The 15461-nt window shown below is 71.5% G+C and carries 17 protein-coding genes; 6 read left to right on the forward strand and 11 right to left on the reverse strand.

The genetic code is table 11. The features are described 5' to 3' along the window. Nucleotides 1-50 precede the first annotated feature (50 nt). From ACFV0T_RS21070 to ACFV0T_RS21090, 5 genes are all read right to left on the reverse strand, one after another. Entirely contained in the window at nt 51-1322 is a 1272-nt protein-coding gene (locus ACFV0T_RS21070) for a beta-ketoacyl-[acyl-carrier-protein] synthase family protein (RefSeq protein WP_385781118.1), read from the reverse strand. Nucleotides 1323-1428: 106 nt separating this feature from the next. After that, on the reverse strand, nt 1429-1677 hold the full coding sequence (locus ACFV0T_RS21075) for an acyl carrier protein (protein WP_030341284.1): 249 nt from the start codon (nt 1675-1677) through the stop codon (nt 1429-1431). 100 nt (nt 1678-1777) lie between these two features. Continuing rightward, the gene (locus ACFV0T_RS21080) at nt 1778-2779 is read right to left on the reverse strand and encodes a ketoacyl-ACP synthase III (protein WP_385781121.1); all 1002 of its coding nucleotides are present in this window, start codon (nt 2777-2779) and stop codon (nt 1778-1780) included. Between the two features lie 22 nt (nt 2780-2801). Continuing rightward, nucleotides 2802-3728: an ACP S-malonyltransferase gene (locus ACFV0T_RS21085; RefSeq protein ID WP_385781124.1), complete on the reverse strand. Its 927-nt coding sequence runs from the start codon at nt 3726-3728 to the stop codon at nt 2802-2804. Nucleotides 3729-3817: 89 nt separating this feature from the next. After that, entirely contained in the window at nt 3818-5023 is a 1206-nt protein-coding gene (locus ACFV0T_RS21090; protein ID WP_385781128.1) for a PucR family transcriptional regulator, read from the reverse strand. 95 nt (nt 5024-5118) lie between these two features. On the opposite strand from ACFV0T_RS21090, the gene ACFV0T_RS21095 reads away from it, so the two are divergent. Continuing rightward, nucleotides 5119-5775 (forward strand): pirin family protein, encoded by a 657-nt coding sequence (locus tag ACFV0T_RS21095; protein WP_385781400.1) that lies wholly within the window; start codon nt 5119-5121, stop codon nt 5773-5775. A 25-nt stretch (nt 5776-5800) separates the two neighbouring features. Here the strand turns inward: ACFV0T_RS21095 and ACFV0T_RS21100 are convergent, their stop codons facing one another. Then, nucleotides 5801-6394: a TetR/AcrR family transcriptional regulator gene (locus ACFV0T_RS21100; protein WP_385781131.1), complete on the reverse strand. Its 594-nt coding sequence runs from the start codon at nt 6392-6394 to the stop codon at nt 5801-5803. A 99-nt stretch (nt 6395-6493) separates the two neighbouring features. Between ACFV0T_RS21100 and ACFV0T_RS21105 the strand changes: the two genes are divergently transcribed. After that, the gene (locus tag ACFV0T_RS21105; protein ID WP_385781134.1) at nt 6494-7315 is read left to right on the forward strand and encodes an SDR family oxidoreductase; all 822 of its coding nucleotides are present in this window, start codon (nt 6494-6496) and stop codon (nt 7313-7315) included. Nucleotides 7316-7453: 138 nt separating this feature from the next. Next, entirely contained in the window at nt 7454-8317 is an 864-nt protein-coding gene (locus ACFV0T_RS21110) for a haloalkane dehalogenase (protein ID WP_385781139.1), read from the forward strand. Between the two features lie 11 nt (nt 8318-8328). On the opposite strand, the gene ACFV0T_RS21115 is transcribed toward ACFV0T_RS21110, so the two are convergent. Then, nucleotides 8329-9150, reverse strand: a complete 822-nt coding sequence (locus tag ACFV0T_RS21115) for a serine hydrolase domain-containing protein (protein WP_385781142.1) — start codon at nt 9148-9150, stop codon at nt 8329-8331. Nucleotides 9151-9169: 19 nt separating this feature from the next. After that, complete coding sequence (locus tag ACFV0T_RS21120; RefSeq protein ID WP_385781144.1) at nt 9170-9640, reverse strand: GNAT family N-acetyltransferase; 471 nt, start codon at nt 9638-9640, stop codon at nt 9170-9172. 97 nt (nt 9641-9737) lie between these two features. Here ACFV0T_RS21120 and ACFV0T_RS21125 point away from each other — a divergent pair, with 97 nt between their 5' ends. Continuing rightward, nucleotides 9738-10223 (forward strand): MerR family transcriptional regulator, encoded by a 486-nt coding sequence (locus tag ACFV0T_RS21125; RefSeq protein WP_385781147.1) that lies wholly within the window; start codon nt 9738-9740, stop codon nt 10221-10223. A gap of 43 nt (nt 10224-10266) precedes the next feature. On the opposite strand, the gene ACFV0T_RS21130 is transcribed toward ACFV0T_RS21125, so the two are convergent. The 3 genes from ACFV0T_RS21130 to ACFV0T_RS21140 all read right to left on the reverse strand — a co-directional run bounded on the left by ACFV0T_RS21130 (nt 10267) and on the right by ACFV0T_RS21140 (nt 13139). Continuing rightward, a complete protein-coding gene (locus ACFV0T_RS21130; RefSeq protein WP_385781149.1) occupies nt 10267-11118 on the reverse strand; it encodes a DUF4429 domain-containing protein in 852 nt (283 codons plus the stop codon). Nucleotides 11119-11184: 66 nt separating this feature from the next. Further along, nucleotides 11185-12402: an alpha/beta hydrolase gene (locus ACFV0T_RS21135; protein ID WP_385781152.1), complete on the reverse strand. Its 1218-nt coding sequence runs from the start codon at nt 12400-12402 to the stop codon at nt 11185-11187. 95 nt (nt 12403-12497) lie between these two features. Further along, a complete protein-coding gene (locus tag ACFV0T_RS21140; RefSeq protein ID WP_385781154.1) occupies nt 12498-13139 on the reverse strand; it encodes a TetR family transcriptional regulator in 642 nt (213 codons plus the stop codon). Nucleotides 13140-13233: 94 nt separating this feature from the next. Here ACFV0T_RS21140 and ACFV0T_RS21145 point away from each other — a divergent pair, with 94 nt between their 5' ends. After that, entirely contained in the window at nt 13234-14859 is a 1626-nt protein-coding gene (locus tag ACFV0T_RS21145) for an MFS transporter (RefSeq protein ID WP_385781157.1), read from the forward strand. A gap of 309 nt (nt 14860-15168) precedes the next feature. Continuing rightward, entirely contained in the window at nt 15169-15447 is a 279-nt protein-coding gene (locus ACFV0T_RS21150; RefSeq protein ID WP_385781403.1) for a small hydrophobic protein, read from the forward strand. The last annotated feature ends 14 nt before the right edge of the window (nt 15448-15461 follow it).

Genomic DNA, 15461 nt, shown 5'->3' on the forward strand with positions numbered 1-15461 from the left:
CTTCGAAGCGGGAAGACGGGCCGTCGAATCGTTCAGCGGGGAACGGGAGTTCAGATCGTGCGGAAGGCCAGTACCACATTGTGGCCGCCGAAGCCGAACGAGTCGTTCAGCGCCGCGATCCGGCCGTCGACGGGCAGCTTGCGCGCCTCGCCGCGGACGACGTCGGCGTTGGCCTCGGCCTCCGGGTCGAGGTTCTCCACGTTGATGGTCGGCGGGGCCACCCGGTGGTACAGGGCGAGGACGGTCGCGACGGACTCGACGCCGCCCGCGCCACCGAGCAGGTGACCGGTCATCGACTTGGTCGCGGAGACCGCCATGTGGTCGGCGTCGTCGCCGAAGACCTTGCGCAGCGCCTTCAGCTCGGCGATGTCACCGGCCGGGGTGGAGGTGGCGTGCGCGTTGACGTGCACGATCTCCGCCGGGTCCAGGTCGGTGCTGTCCAGCAGGTGCTGCAGGGCGTGCGAGATGCCGCGCCCCTCCGGCTCCGGCTGCACGATGTCGTGGCCGTCGGCGGAGATGCCCTGGCCGACCGCCTCCGCGTAGACGCGGGCGCCGCGCTTGGCGGCGTGCTCGGCGGACTCCAGGACGATCACGCCGGCGCCCTCGCCGAGGACGAAGCCGTCCCGGGCGACGTCGTAGGGACGCGAGGCGCCCTGCGGGTCGTCGTTGTTCTTGGACATCGCCATCATGTTGCCGAACGCGGCGATGGGCAGCGGGTGGATCGCCGCCTCCGTGCCACCGGCGACGACGACGTCGGCACGGCCGGTACGGATCATCTCGATGGCGTAGCCGATGGCCTCGGCGCCCGACGCGCAGGCGGAGACCGGCGTGTGCACACCCGCGCGGGCGCCCACGAGCAGACCCACGTTGGCGGACGGACCGTTCGGCATCAGCATGGGGACGGTGTGCGGGGAGACGCGGCGGACGCCCTTCTCCTTGAGCACGTCGTACTGGTCCAGCAGGGTCGTCACACCGCCGATGCCGGAGGCGATGACGGTGCCGAGCCGGTCGGGGTCGACGGAGCCGTCCTCACCCGCACGGGCGGTGAAGCCGGCGTCGGCCCAGGCTTCCTGGGCCGCGATCAGGGCGAACTGGGCGGAGCGGTCGAGACGGCGGGCCTGCGGCCGCGGGATGACCTCGCTCGGCTCCACGGCGACCGGGGCCGCGATACGGACGGCCTGGTCGGCCGCCCACTCCTGCTCCAGGGGCTTGACGCCGGAACGACCGGCGATCAGGCCTTCCCAGGTAGAGGCTGCGTCGCCACCCAGCGGTGTAGTTGCGCCGATACCGGTGACGACCACGGTGCGATTGGTCGGGCTCACGGGAATTCTTTCTCCAACGGATACGAGGAGGACCTTCCCCGCTGACGCGGGGAACGGCGCCACCGCCGGGTGGCGGGGCTTGCAGCGTCCTGGCCTAGCGGATGGCTCAGGCCTGGTGCTTGAGGATGTAGTCGGTCGCGTCGCCGACCGTCTTGAGGTTCTTGACGTCCTCGTCCGGGATCTTGACGTCGAAGCGCTCTTCGGCGGCGACGACGACCTCGACCATGGACAGCGAGTCGACGTCCAGGTCGTCGGTGAAGGACTTGTCCAGCTGGACGTCCTCAACCGGGATCCCGGCGATCTCGTTCACGATCTCCGCGAGACCGGCGACGATCTCTTCCTGAGTGGCGGCCATGTCGGCGCTCCTTCGTAGTGTTCCAGAGGGTGGGGCGCCCACCGCGTGCGCGGCGGGTGTTGCGTTTCCCGTACCGGACGCATGATCCGGCACGGAGTGCCTAGGGGAGGGTAACGACCGTCGCGGCGTACACGAGACCCGCCCCGAAGCCGATGACGAGCGCGGTGTCGCCGCTCTTCGCCTCGCCGGTCGCCAGAAGCCGCTCCATCGCGAGCGGAATCGAGGCGGCCGAGGTGTTGCCGGTGGTGCGCACGTCACGGGCGACGGTGACCGTCTCCGGCAGCTTGAGTGTCTTCACCATCGAGTCGATGATCCGCTCGTTCGCCTGGTGCGGGATGAAGACGTCCAGTTCGTCCGAGGTGATCCCGGCCGCGTCCAGCGCCTGCTGGGCCACCTTCGCCATCTCGAACACGGCCCAGCGGAACACCGCCTGGCCTTCCTGGGTGATCGCGGGGAACTTCTCGACCTCGCCTTCGCGGTAGTCCGTCCACGGCACGGTCTGCTTGATGGTCTCCGACTTGTCGCCCTCCGAGCCCCAGACGGTCGGGCCGATGGCCGGCTCCTGGGCAGGGCCCACGACGACCGCGCCCGCGCCGTCGCCGAACAGGAAGGCCGTGGCCCGGTCCTCCAGGTCGGTCAGGTCGGACAGCCGCTCGACGCCGATGACGAGGACGTACTCCGCGGAACCCTCGACGATCATGCCCTTGGCGAGGGTCAGGCCGTAGCCGAAGCCCGCGCAGCCGGCCGAGATGTCGAAGGCGGCGGCCTTGGCGGTCCCGAGCTTGTAGGCGATCTCGGTGGCGACGGCCGGGGTCTGCTTGAAGTGCGACACGGTGGAGACGACCACCGCGCCGATCTGCGCGGCGGTGATCCCGGCGTCGGCGATCGCCTTGCCGGACGCCTCCAGGGACATCGCGGCGACGGTCTCCTCGTCGTTCGCCCAGTGCCGGGTCTCGATGCCGGAGCGCGAGCGGATCCACTCGTCGGACGAGTCGATCGTCTCGAGGATCACCTCGTTCGGCACGACCCGGGTGGGCCGGTAGCCGCCCACGCCGAGGATGCGCGCGTACGGGGCGCCCTTGCTGGGCTTGATCTTCGGCATGATCGGTCGGCTCCTTATGGCGTCAGGCATGCGCGTGCTCGGCGATGAGCTCGCGAGCCGCGTCGAGGTCGTCGGGGGTCTTCAGGGCCAGCGTCCTGACGCCGGGCAGCGCGCGCTTGGCGAGGCCGGTCAGCGTGCCGCCCGGGCACACCTCGATCAGCGCCGTGACGCCGAGCTCCTTGAAGGTCTCCATGCACAGGTCCCAGCGGACCGGGTTGGCGACCTGGCCGACCAGCCGGGCGACGACCTCGTCACCGGTGGCGACGGTCCGCCCGTCCTTGTTGGAGACGTAGATGACCTCGGGGTCGGCCGGCACGAGTTCCTTGGCGGCCTCGGCCAGCTTCTGGACCGCGGGGCCCATGTGGTGCGTGTGGAAGGCGCCGGCCACCTTCAGCGCGACGACCCGGCGCACACCCTCGGGCTTGTCCGCCTCCAGCTCGGCGAGCTGCTCCAGCGTGCCCGCGGCCACGATCTGGCCCGCGCCGTTGACGTTGGCCGGGGTCAGGCCCAGCTTCTCCAGGTGCGGCAGGGTCACCTCGGGGTCGCCGCCGAGCAGCGCCGACATCCCGGTCTCGGTGACCGCGGCGGCCTCGGCCATGGCCAGACCGCGCTTGCGCACGAGGGACAGCGCGGCGGTGTCGTCGAGGACGCCCGCGAAGGCGGCGGCGGTGATCTCGCCGACGCTGTGGCCCGCGACCGCGCCGGGCGCGAGATCGGCGATGTCACCGAGTGCCGAGGCGGACAGCAGTCCGGCCGCGACGAGGAGCGGCTGCGCGACAGCCGTGTCCCGGATCGCGTCCGCGTCGGCCTGCGTGCCGTGGTGGACGAGATCCAGCCCGATGGCGTCCGACCACGCGGCGAGGCGGTCGGCGGCACCGGGCAGTTCGAGCCAAGGAGTCAGGAAGCCGGGCGTCTGAGCGCCCTGGCCGGGAGCGACGAGTACGAGCACTCTCACACTCTCTCTTGGGGACGGCCACGGCCGCCCGTGGGGACAGGGACGAAGAACAGAGGGGGGTTTTGTGGACCCCCGACAAAAGACTAGGTCTGGAGATCTCCATCGGCCAGACGCCCCAGGATGAGCGCGATCCGCAATGTGAAGGCGGATCGTACATCGGAAGGTGACCAACCGGTGACGTCAGTCACACGTCGAAGCCGGTAGCGCACGGTATTGGGGTGAACGAACAGCATCCGGGCGGCGCCTTCCAGACTGCTCGCCTGTTCCAGATAGACGCTGAGCGTCTCCAGCAGCGCGGAGCCGGCCTCCTCCAGCGGTCTGTAGATCTCCTCCACCAACTGCTCGCGCGCACCGGGATCACCGGCGATCGCGCGCTCCGGAAGCAGATCGTCCGCCAGTACCGGGCGCGGGGCGTCCTGCCAGGCGGAACACGCCTTCAGCCCCGCCGCGGCGGCCTGCGCCGACCGGGTCCCGGCCAGCAGATCGGGTACGACGGGACCGGCCACGACCGGCCCCTGCGCGAACGGCCCGATCAGCGACCTGGCCACCGCCATGGGGTTGTCGCTGCCGCCCGCGATCACCACGAGCCGACTGCCCAGCACCCCCGTGAGCACCTGGAGTTTGGCGTGCCGGGCGGCCCGCCGGATGGCCTCCACCGTCAGTTCGGAGTCACCGTCGGGTGCCGTCCCCAACACGACGCACACATGCTCGGGCGCGCTCCATCCGAGCGCCGCGGCCCGGCTCACCGCGCCCTCGTCGGCCTCCCCGCTGAGTACGGCGTTGACGACGAGAGATTCCAGCCGCGCGTCCCAGGCACCGCGTGCCTCGGCGGCCTGGGCGTAGACCTGGGCGGTGGCGAAGGCGATCTCGCGGGCGTAGACGAGCAGGGCCTCGCGCAGCACGCTCTCGTCGCCCGGGGCCGCGACCTCGTCGATCGCGCTCTCCATGACCTCGATGGTGGTGCGCACCATCTCGACGGTCTGCCGCAGGGTGATGGCCCTGGTCAGCTCGCGCGGCGCGGTGCCGAACACATCGGTGGAGATGGCCTGCGGGGCGTCGGGGTGCCGGAACCACTCGGTGAAGGCGGCGATACCCGCCTGCGCGACGAGCCCGATCCAGGAACGGTTCTCCGGGGGCATCGCCCGGTACCAGGGCAGCGTCTCGTCCATCCGCGCGATGGCCTGGACGGCGAGAGTCCCGGCGGACTTCTCCAGCCGCTTCAGGGTCGCGGCGTGCTGGTGGAGGTCGCGCGCTGCGATTCTGGGCTTGCTGGCTTCGGGTTCGGGCACGGGACAAGACTGCCTTATCGGGACGCGCGCGTGCGTCGCCGGGTCGCCGGTGCGGTCCTCGGCGGGTCCCCCGCGGGTCTACGGTGGTGGACGTGATGGACGTACGGCGCGCCGGTGAGCGCTATCGCGGAGGGGACCCGGAGGCCGGGATCGACTCCCGGCACGCCTTCTCCTTCGGCCCGCACTACGACCCGGACAACCTCCGCTTCGGCGCGGTGATCGCCTGCAACGAGGAGCGTCTCGTCCCGGGCGCCGGCTTCGACGAACATCCGCACAGCCACACGGAGATAGTGACGTGGGTGGCCGAGGGCGAGCTGACCCACCGCGACTCCGCGGGCCACGAGACGGTGGTCCGCCCCGGGGACGTGCAGCGGCTGAGCGCGGCGGCCGGTGTCCGGCACGTGGAGCGCAACGACGCCGGGACACCCCTGACCTTCGTCCAGATGTGGCTGGCCCCGCGTGAACCGGGCGGCGAGCCCTCCTACGAGATCGTCCGGGGCATCGCCGACTCCACCCCCTACGCCGTCCCGCAGGCGGGCGCGATGCTGCACGTACGACGCCTGGGCGCGGGGGAGCGGACGGCCGTACCGGACGCGTCCTATGTGTACGTCCATGTCGTGCGCGGTGAAGTGCGGCTGGACGGCGTGGAGTTGGCGGCGGGAGACGCGGCGCGGATCACGGACGCGAAGGACCTGGAGGCGGTGGGGACCACGGGCGCCGAGCTGCTGTTCTGGGAGATGGCGGCGGTCTGACGAGAGGGACACCCGGTCCCCTCGCTCACACCAGGCTGTCGAGTTGGCGGGTGAGGCGGGCGCCCTCGCGGGTCATGATCTCCGGGTCACGCAGGGCGTTGGAGAGCAGGGACATGCCCTGGTAGGCGCCGACGAGCGCCAGTGCGTGGCCCTCGGGGTCGGGCACGCCGAGCCGCCGGTACTGCTCCTCGACCCAGGTCAACAGCTTCCGTATGACCAGGCCCGCGCTGACGTCGAGGCCGCCCTCGGCGCGCTTGTCGAGCTCCGTGGCGAGGGTGCCCGTGGGGCAGCCGTAGCGGGCCGCGACCTCACGGCCGTCGACCCAGGCGCCGATGAGCTCCTTGAGGCGCTCGCGCGGGTCGGGGAGCAGGTCGAGCCGGTCGGTGAGGGTCTTGAGATGGCTCGCGTGCTCCGAGAGGGCGGCCTCGATCAGCTCGTCCTTGGTCTTGAAGTAGTAGTACACGTTGCCCGTCGGGACCTCGGCGGCGCGGGCGATGTCGGCGATGGTCGTACGTTCCACGCCCTGCTCGTGCAGGATCCGGGCCGCGGCGGCCGTCAACTGCTGCCGCTTGCCGCCCGCTCTCGTCCGAGGGCGCCGGGAATCCGTTGAGTCAGTCACCCGACTGACTATAGACAACTCGTCGCGGGCCTTGCTAGCGTCCCGTTCTACGGAGTCAGTCAGTCGACTGACTGACTGAACGGCGAGGGGGAGACCGACATGTTCGTGGTGACAGGTGCGAGCGGGAACGTGGGGCGGGCGCTGGTGCGGATGCTCACCGAGGCCGGGGTGCCGGTGACGGCGGTGGCCCGGCACATCACCGCCGCCGACGTGCCGCCCGGAGTGCGCGCGGTGGCGGCCGACCTGGCCGAGCCGGCCGGACTGCGGACCGCGTTCGACGGCGCCGAGGCACTGTTCCTGCTGGTGGCGGGCGAGGACCCGGACGGCGTCCTGGACGCGGCGAAGTCCGCCGGGATCCGCAGGGTGGTGCTGCTGTCCTCCCAGGGGGTGGGGACCCGCCCGGCGGCCTACCGGCACCCGGCCGTGTTCGAGCGGGCCGTGCGGGAGTCCGGGCTCGACTGGACGGTCCTGCGGTCGGGCGGGATGGCCACCAACGCCTTCGCCTGGGCCGAGTCGATCCGCGCCCGGCGCGAGGCCGCGGCGCCGTTCGGTGACGTCGGCCTGCCCTTCGTCGACCCCGACGACGTGGCCGCGGTCGCCGCCGCCGCGCTGCGCCAGGACACCCACCTCGGGGCCACCTACACCCTGACCGGGCCCGCGCCGACCACCCCGCGCGAGCGGGCGGCGGCGATCGCGGCCGCGCTGGGCGAACCGGTGCGCTTCACCGAACAGACCCGGGCGCAGGCGCACGAGCTGATGGCCCGGTTCATGCCGCTGCCGGTGGTCGAGGGCACCCTGGCCATCCTGGGCGAGCCGACCGACGCCGAGCGGCAGCCCGGCCCCGATGTCGCCCGGGTCCTGGGCCGGGCCCCGGGCACCTTCGCCGCCTGGGCCGAACGCAACGCCGCGGCCTTCCGCTGACCGTGCTTGTCGGCACCGTGCCGTCGTCACCGTGCCCGTCGCCAAGCGGCCGTGCCCGTGACCGTGGTGCCCGTGGGCCGTCGTGCCCGTGACCGTCGTGCCCGAGCGGATCGCGCACCTTCGACCAAGGACTGGATCATGCCTGTTCAGCACGTCCTCGACTCGACCATGCACCACCGGGAGTCCGGCACCGGTGTGCCGATCGTCTTCCTGCACGGCAACCCGACCTCGTCGTACCTGTGGCGCAACGTCATGCCGGCCGTGGGGGGCGGCCGGCTGCTGGCCCCCGACCTGATCGGCATGGGCGAGTCGGGCAAGCCCGCCATCGCGTACAGCTTCGACGACCACGCCCGCTATCTGGACGCCTGGTTCGACGCGCTCGACCTGCGGGACGTGATTTTGGTCGGGCACGACTGGGGCGGCGCGCTGGCCTTCGACCGGGCCGCGCGACACCCGGGCTCGGTGCGCGGTATCGCGTTCACCGAGACCATCGTCAAGCCGATGACCTGGGAGGAGTTCCCTGAAGGCGGCCGGGAGCTGTTCCGGGCGGTCAAGACGGACGGGGTCGGCGAGTCCATGATCCTGGACGACAACGCCTTCATCGAGCAGGGTCTGCCCGCCACCTCCGCCCGGCTCGGCGCGGACGACCTCGACGTCTACCGCAGGCCCTATCCCACCCGGGAGAGCAGGCTGCCGCTGCTGCGGTGGCCCCGGTCGATGCCGCTGGGCGGCGAGCCCGCCGACGTGGTGGCCAGGATCGAGGCGTACGACCGCTGGCTGAAGGACAGCGCGGACGTGCCCAAGCTGCTGCTCACCTTCGAGCCCGGACCGGGCGCCATGATGCACGAGGGGCTCGTCGCGTGGTGCGCGGCGAACATCGCGGGCCTGGAGACCGAGCATGCCGACGTCGTCGCCGGACACCACACGCCGGAGGACGAACCCGTGCTGATCGGTTCGGCCGTGGCGGCCTGGGCGGACCGGCACGGCCTGCGCGCCGGGTGAGCCCCGGGGTGTCAGCCGGCGAGTTCCGCGAGCACCGCGTCGGTGAAGGGCGGCCAGGCCTCGACGGCCCACGGGCCGAAGGGGCGGTCGGCCAGGGCCACGCACGCGGCCCCCGCCTCCGGGTCGATCCACAGGAACGTCCCCGACTGCCCGAAGTGCCCGAACGTGCGCGGTGAGGACGAAGCCCCCGTCCAGTGCGGGGACTTCGTGTCCCGGATCTCGAAGCCCAGGCCCCAGTCGTTCGGGTTCTGGTGCCCGTAGCCCGGCACGACGCCCTTGGTGCCCGGGTACTGCACGGTCATCGCCTCGGCGACCGTGCGCGGATCGAGCAGTTGCGGCGCCTGTACCTCCGCGGTGAACCGCAGCAGGTCCGTCACCGTGGAGATTCCGTCCTTCGCCGGGGAGCCGTCGAGGCTCGTGTCGGTCATGCCGAGCGGTTCGAGCACCGCCTGCCGGAGGTATTCGGCGAAGGGGATGTCGGTCGCCTTGGCGAGGTGCTCCCCGAGCTGCTCGAAGCCCGCGTTGGAGTACAGCCGCCGCTCCCCGGGCGGTGCCGTCACCCGGTGCTCGTCGAAGGCCAGCCCCGAGGTGTGGGCGAGCAGATGGCGGACCGTCGAACCGGGCGGACCGGCCGGCTCGTCGAACTCGATCGCCCCTTCCTCGTACGCGACGAGCGCGGCGTACGCGGCGAGCGGCTTGGTGACCGAGGCCAGCGGGAAGCGCCGTCCGACCGGTCCATGGGTTCCAAGGACCGTGCCGTCGGCCCGTACGACACCCGCCGCGGCGGTGGGGACCGACCAGTTCTCGATCAACGCCAAGCTCTTCAAGGACATGATGCCGAGCCTAAGCGGCTCAGAGTCCCAGCTCCATCAAGGGGTCCGGCTTGGGCTTGAAGCCGAGGGAGGCGTACAACGGCGCGGCCTGCGCCGACGCGGTGAGGTGGACCTGGGCGGCACCGCGTCCGCGGAACCAGTCCAGCAGGTCGTCCATGCAGGCCCGCGCGTATCCGCGGCGGCGCGCGTCCGGGTCGGTGGCCACGCTGAAGACGAAGCCGACGATCCCCTCCGGGTTGCCCGGCCGGCCGATCCGGTACTCGATCGTCCCGACCACCAGCGCCGCCAGCGCCCCCGGCCGCTGCGGATGGTCCACGACGAACGCGGCGAAGTCCCCGTCGGGCTCGGACAGTCTGGCCAGCAGCGTCGGCAGGGACTGCGCGTGCCACTCGGTCGGACCGTCCGAGGACACCATCGAATCGATCATCACCTGGCGAAGGCGCAGCACTTCCGGCGCGTCCTCGGGCACCGCACGTCGTACGAGACTCATGCCGCGCACGCTAACCGTCCCGATCGCACCACGTCCTGCGGATTTCTCACCGGTTCCGCTTGCTTGGAGTGCACTCGAAGGCCATAGCGTGGAGGGCATGACGGTGATGCAGACCACGCCCGCGGCCACCGAGCAAGCCCCCACCCCCGCAGACATCTGCTCGGCACCGCCCCGCCGGCATCCGCGCCCCGACGGCCAGGACAGCTACACGATCAGCGAGGTCGTCGCGATCACCGGCCTGACCGCGCACACCCTGCGCTGGTACGAGCGGATCGGCCTGATGTCCCACATCGACCGTTCGCACACCGGCCAGCGCCGTTACAGCAACCGCGACCTGGACTGGCTCGACCTCGTCGGCAAGCTGCGGCTGACGGGGATGCCGGTCGCCGACATGGTCCGGTACGCGGAGCTGGTGCGCGAGGGCGAGAACACCTACGCCGAGCGGCGCGACCTGCTGGAGGCGACCCGCCGGGACGTCCAGGCCAGGATCGCGGAACTCCACGACACCCTCGCCGTACTCGACCGGAAGATCACCTTCTATTCGGACGCCGGGCGCGTCTACGAGGCGGAGCGGGCGGGCTGAGGCGAGCGCGCGGCGGTGGGCCGCGCGAGCGGTGGCCGCGCGGCTACAGCTCCGCCAGGAGTTCGGCCTTCTTCACCGAGAACTCCTCGTCCGTCACCAGCCCCGCCCGGTGCAGCTCCCCGAGGTGCCGGATCCGTTCGGCGATGTCGGCGGGATCGCGGCGCGGGGCCGGTACGGGCACCGCGCTCGCCGGCCCGCCGGCGCGCACCGCGGCCAGCACGGCCGCGGCGAACGGCAGCGACTCGTGCACCGGCCCGTATCCCAGCCCGAACACCACCGCCGCCGGATCCTGGTCGGCCGGCGCCGCCTGCGGCTCCGCCGCGTCCCGCCGCAACAGTCGTAGATGCCCCTCGAAGACCTCGGGGGAGCGCCACTCGACCCCGGCGAGGGCGGTGACCGGGAAGCTCTGGTCGCCGGCCTTCCACTTCGCCGACGACGCGCCCGTCCAGAACCAGCGGAAGGACACCGTCCGGCCGTCGAAGGACACCTTCGCGTCGTACGCCTTGAACTGCCGCGGCGTCTCGGGCGCGGGCACCAGATGGCGCTCGGCGGGGCCGGACTCGGTGAGCAGGGCGCGCAGTTCGTCGGCGTAGTACTCGGCGAGCGTCTCGCGTTCGGCCGGCAGCACGAGTCGGTAGGGGTCGGCCCCCTCCTTGAGCTGACCGGCGGCCGCCTCCATCAGCGGGTCGGCGCCCGGCCGGGGCTCGGCGCGCAGCACGACCGTGCCGCGCTTGCCGGGAGTGAGTGTCACCGCCTCGATCGCCGCGAGCGGGACGCGTCGCTCACCCAGCGCCTGAAAGAGCTTGGGTGTTCGAATGCCCCGTTCGTAGCGGATGAGCACGGAGTCGGACTCGAACTCCCAGGCGGCATGAAATCCGGCCAGTACGTCACCCATGCGGCTCATCGTATGCGGCACGCGCTCCTCCGTCGCCTCCCCGGGCAGACCGCAGTTCCTGCGCTTCTACGCGCGTCCTGCCGCCGCCTTGCCGGGCAGATCCGCCCGGCACCCGTCATCCTCGTGTGCGCACTCGACCGCCTGGTACGCGCCCGCGCCGATGTCGGCGAGGTTTCGCAGGCTGTCCGTGCCCGGCTCGAAATAGCCGCTGTGCCCCTTCGCGTCCCGCGCCGACAGCACCCGCGCGCCGAACGCTGCGGACACCGGGTCGGCGCCGTGCCCGAGCCCCCCGACCTCCAGGTACGGCACGTCCTGCACCCAGTCGTCGGGGTCGCGCATCGCCCACACCCGGGCGGAGGTGCCCAGGTGGGCGGCGTTCGTCACGCGCATGCCGGGGCTGGCGGCCACGGCTATGTCGACCACCCGGCGCGGCATGCCGTGCGCGGCGATCCCGCAGAGCACCGAGCCGTAGCTGTGGCAGAACACGGAGACCGGCGCGCCGCCGGGCAGCGCGCGCAGCAGCGCGTTCAGCCGGACGGCGCCGTCCTCGGCACGCATCGCGGTGGCCGAGTCGATGCCGAGTCCGGCGGGGGCCGTGTAGTCGGCCCAGGCGATCACGGCCGTACGGGTCGAGGGCTCGGCCGCGCGCTCGGCGGCGTAGAGGGACTTGGCCATGCCGACGGGCGCCGTGTACCTGCGGTTCGTGCGCTGGAAGGTGAGCAGGTCGGTGTCGACACCGGGGACGACGACCGAGATCCGGTCGGCCTCGGTGAGGTCCCCGAACACCTCGGCCACGCGGCCGGAGCCCGCCGGGTCGAAGGCGAGGATCTGCCGGCCGCCCCTCATCAGCGAGTCGAAGCGGTGCATCCGGCGCCCCGCCTCCTGCTGCCCCGACGCACTCAGCCGCTTGTCGTGCATGCGTTCGCTCTCGACCTCGCGGGCCTGGCCGAGCGCGACGCGGTTGGCGCGGTAGCGGAGCTTGACCGGGGCACCGTTCATGTTGCCGACCGCGAGCGGGTAGCGGGTCGCGAGCCGGTTGCGCTCCGGCGCGGTGAGCGAGACGAAGAACCGGGAGAGGCGGGCCGGGGCCGCGTGCGGGTCCGGCAGCCGGTGGCCGGCGACGCTGCCGCGCTCCCATGCCGTCAGCGAGACCTGGAGCCCCGACGTCGCCTCGTGCCGGCGCAGTGCCGTCCAGCCGGTGGTCGCCAGCATCACGAACACGACGGCCAGAGCGAGCAGTGCGCGCCAGACGTTGAGCTGCGGGGAGGTGTCGAAGGAAGTCACTGGGAGGACACACTAGGAGAACGGGAGGGTCTCGCGTTAACCGAGTGAGCGGGATCACGTTTCGGCGCGCGTGACGTTGACCTCAGACGATGAGGTCAGGGGGCGCGCCAGTGCCCGGTGAGGGCGGGCCCGACCTGATCGAGGTAGCGGGCGGTCAGCTCCCGGATCGCCGCCGGGCTGAAGTCCTCGCCCGTGCTCCACTGCCGTTCCGTCACCCGGATCACCCCGCCGAACACGGCCACCGCGAGGCGCGGGCGCGGATCGGCGTCCACGTCGAGGCCCTCGCGCTCGGCCAGCACGCGCGCGATCTTCTCCTCCGTCTCCGCGGAGCGGCGCAGATGGGCGGCGAGCAGGGCGGGCGTCGACTCGATCGTCCGGTACATCCGTACGTACAGCTCGACCGGGACGACGGCCGCGATCGCCTCGCTGAGCCGGTCCCAGCCGTCCAGCACGGCCTTGCGCATGGCCTCCATCGGGGCCTCGTGCGGCGGGCGCGCGCCCACCGACGCGACGAAGTGCGCCTCCGCCATCTCCTGGACGGCGAACGCGGCCTCCTCCTTGCCGGCGAAGTAGCGGAAGAAGGTGCGCTGCGAGACCTCGACGGCCTCGGTGATGTCGTCGACGGTGGTCTGCTCGTACCCGCGCGTGGTGAACAGTTCGAGAGCCGCCAGCAGCAGCGCGTCCCGGGTGCGCCGCTTCTTGCGCTCGCGCAGCCCCGGCTGTGACGCCGTGTCCATCGGGTCTCTCCTGTCTGTTCGGTACGAGGCGTGACAGTTACCGACTTGTGAACTCGTTTGTCAATTGTCAGTGGCTGTCACTAGCTTTGAGCGCATGACTAGTCAGACCACCATCGACACGACGGGGCCGGGGGACAAGGCGCCTGCCGCCCCGCCGCCCGGCCCGGCTCCGGCGGCCTCCGGACTGCGCGGGCACCCGTGGTTCACGCTCATAACCGTCGCCGTCGGCGTCATGATGGTGGCCCTCGACGGCACCATCGTGGCTATCGCCAACCCGGCGATCCAGAAGGACCTCGGCGCCACCTTCGCCCAGGTCCAGTGGATCACCAACGGCTACTTCCTCGCCCTCGCGGTCTCCCTGATCACCGCGGGCAAGCTCGGTGACCGTTTCGGCCACCGGCAGACCTTCCTCATCGGCGTGGTCGGCTTCGCCGCCGCCTCGGGTGCCATCGGGCTGTCCGACAGCATCGCGCTCGTCGTCACCTTCCGCGTCTTCCAGGGCCTGTTCGGCGCGCTGCTGATGCCGGCCGCGCTCGGCCTGCTGCGGGCCACGTTCCCGGCCGAGAAGCTCAACATGGCCATCGGCATCTGGGGCATGGTCATCGGCGCCTCCACCGCGGGCGGCCCGATCCTCGGCGGTGTGCTCGTCGAGCACGTGAACTGGCAGTCGGTGTTCTTCATCAACGTGCCGGTCGGCATCCTCGCCCTGGTGCTGGGCGGCCTGATCCTGCTCGACCACCGGGCCGACAACGCCCCGCGCTCCTTCGACATCCTGGGCATCGTCCTGCTCTCCGGCGCGATGTTCTGCCTCGTCTGGGCGCTGATCAAGGCTCCGGCATGGGGCTGGGGAGACGGCAAGACCTGGGCCTTCGTGGTCGGGTCCGCCGTGCTCTTCGCGGCGTTCGCCTTCTGGGAGGCGAAGGTCAAGGAGCCCCTCGTCCCGCTGGGGCTGTTCCGCTCGGTGGCGCTGTCGGCGGGCGTGGTCCTGATGGTCCTGATGGCCATCGCCTTCATGGGCGGCCTGTTCTTCGTGACGTTCTACCTCCAGAACGTCCACGGCATGAGCCCGATCGACGCCGGTCTGCACCTGCTGCCCCTCACCGGCATGATGATCGTCGGTTCGCCGCTGGCCGGCGTGCTGATCACCAAGCTCGGCCCGCGCATCCCGCTGGCCGGCGGCATGGCGGCCGTCGCGATCGCCATGTACGGCATGTCCACGCTGGAGACGGACACCGGCAGCGGCATCATGTCGGTCTGGTTCGCCCTGCTGGGCCTCGGCCTCGCGCCGGTCATGGTCGGCGCCACGGAGGTCATCGTCGGCAACGCCCCGATGGAGCTCTCCGGTGTGGCCGGCGGTCTCCAGCAGGCGGCGATGCAGATCGGCGGCAGCCTCGGCACGGCCGTGCTCGGTGCGGTGATGGCGTCCAAGGTGGACAGCGACCTCCCTGGCAACTGGAAGGCCGCGGGCCTGCCGCCGCTCACTCCCGCGCAACTGGACCAGGCCTCCGAGGCGGTCCAGGTCGGCGTGGCACCGGTGGCCGAGGGCACCCCGGAGGCGATCGTCGCGAAGATCACGGGTGTCGCGCACGACACCTTCATCTCCGGCATGAGCCTGGCGTCGCTCGTCGCCGCCGTCGTGGCGGTGGTGGCGGTCTTCGTCGCCTTCCTCACCAAGCGCGGCGAGAACGCGGAGGCGGGCGCGGGAGCGGCTCACATCTGACGCCATTCTGACGGGGTTTCACGGAAGATTCCCCTATCAGGGTGACAACGCTAAAGATTCCTGTTCTCCGGTACGCGCCGCAGGTCACAGTGGGTCAAGCCCTCCGGTACGGAATGTTCCACCGGCACATTCCGTACGTCGAGGAGGGCGGCCCGGGCCGCGGCGCGCTACCGGAGGGGGGCAGCGCGCCCAGGCCCGTGGGCCGATGAGCCGGGGCCTGCGAGCCCGATGACTCGATGCCCATATCGGGGGTACCCGCATTTGCGAACCCCGATGTACACCCAACTCTTCCCGGGGTTCTGGGAGTTGATGATGGCGGGCTTCGGACAGGGAACGCGCAGGTACCCCCGCTCACGTGGCCGGATGGGGTCACGGACCGGGCCGGATCGCGCGACGCTCGGAATCATCGGAGTCATCTGCGCGGTCGCCGGATTCTTCGTGCTGGGGATCGTCCTCGGCCCCGCGGCGATCGTCTGCGGCTGGCTCGCCATGGGCCGCACCTGGGCGGGCACCCGCTCGGTCCCGGCCCTGATCGCCGTCGTACTGGGCGCGATAGACACGCTCCTGGCGATCCTGTGGCTGGTGTAGCTCGTGTAGCTCGT

The sequence above is a fragment of the Streptomyces sp. NPDC059582 genome, assembly GCF_042735715.1.
Lineage (GTDB): Bacteria > Actinomycetota > Actinomycetes > Streptomycetales > Streptomycetaceae > Streptomyces.

Excerpts from the sequence above, each read along its gene's own strand:
- ACFV0T_RS21075 (WP_030341284.1), bottom strand. The coding sequence starts at position 1,677 with ATGGCCGCCACTCAGGAAGAGATCGTCGCCGGTCTCGCGGAGATCGTG.
- ACFV0T_RS21080 (WP_385781121.1), bottom strand. The coding sequence starts at position 2,779 with ATGCCGAAGATCAAGCCCAGCAAGGGCGCCCCGTACGCGCGCATCCTC.
- ACFV0T_RS21095 (WP_385781400.1), top strand. The coding sequence starts at position 5,119 with ATGGACGTACGGCGCGCCGGTGAGCGCTATCGCGGAGGGGACCCGGAG.
- ACFV0T_RS21105 (WP_385781134.1), top strand. The coding sequence starts at position 6,494 with ATGTTCGTGGTGACAGGTGCGAGCGGGAACGTGGGGCGGGCGCTGGTG.
- ACFV0T_RS21110 (WP_385781139.1), top strand. The coding sequence starts at position 7,454 with ATGCCTGTTCAGCACGTCCTCGACTCGACCATGCACCACCGGGAGTCC.
- ACFV0T_RS21115 (WP_385781142.1), bottom strand. The coding sequence starts at position 9,150 with ATGTCCTTGAAGAGCTTGGCGTTGATCGAGAACTGGTCGGTCCCCACC.
- ACFV0T_RS21120 (WP_385781144.1), bottom strand. The coding sequence starts at position 9,640 with ATGAGTCTCGTACGACGTGCGGTGCCCGAGGACGCGCCGGAAGTGCTG.
- ACFV0T_RS21125 (WP_385781147.1), top strand. The coding sequence starts at position 9,738 with ATGACGGTGATGCAGACCACGCCCGCGGCCACCGAGCAAGCCCCCACC.
- ACFV0T_RS21130 (WP_385781149.1), bottom strand. The coding sequence starts at position 11,118 with ATGGGTGACGTACTGGCCGGATTTCATGCCGCCTGGGAGTTCGAGTCC.
- ACFV0T_RS21140 (WP_385781154.1), bottom strand. The coding sequence starts at position 13,139 with ATGGACACGGCGTCACAGCCGGGGCTGCGCGAGCGCAAGAAGCGGCGC.
- ACFV0T_RS21145 (WP_385781157.1), top strand. The coding sequence starts at position 13,234 with ATGACTAGTCAGACCACCATCGACACGACGGGGCCGGGGGACAAGGCG.
- ACFV0T_RS21150 (WP_385781403.1), top strand. The coding sequence starts at position 15,169 with ATGATGGCGGGCTTCGGACAGGGAACGCGCAGGTACCCCCGCTCACGT.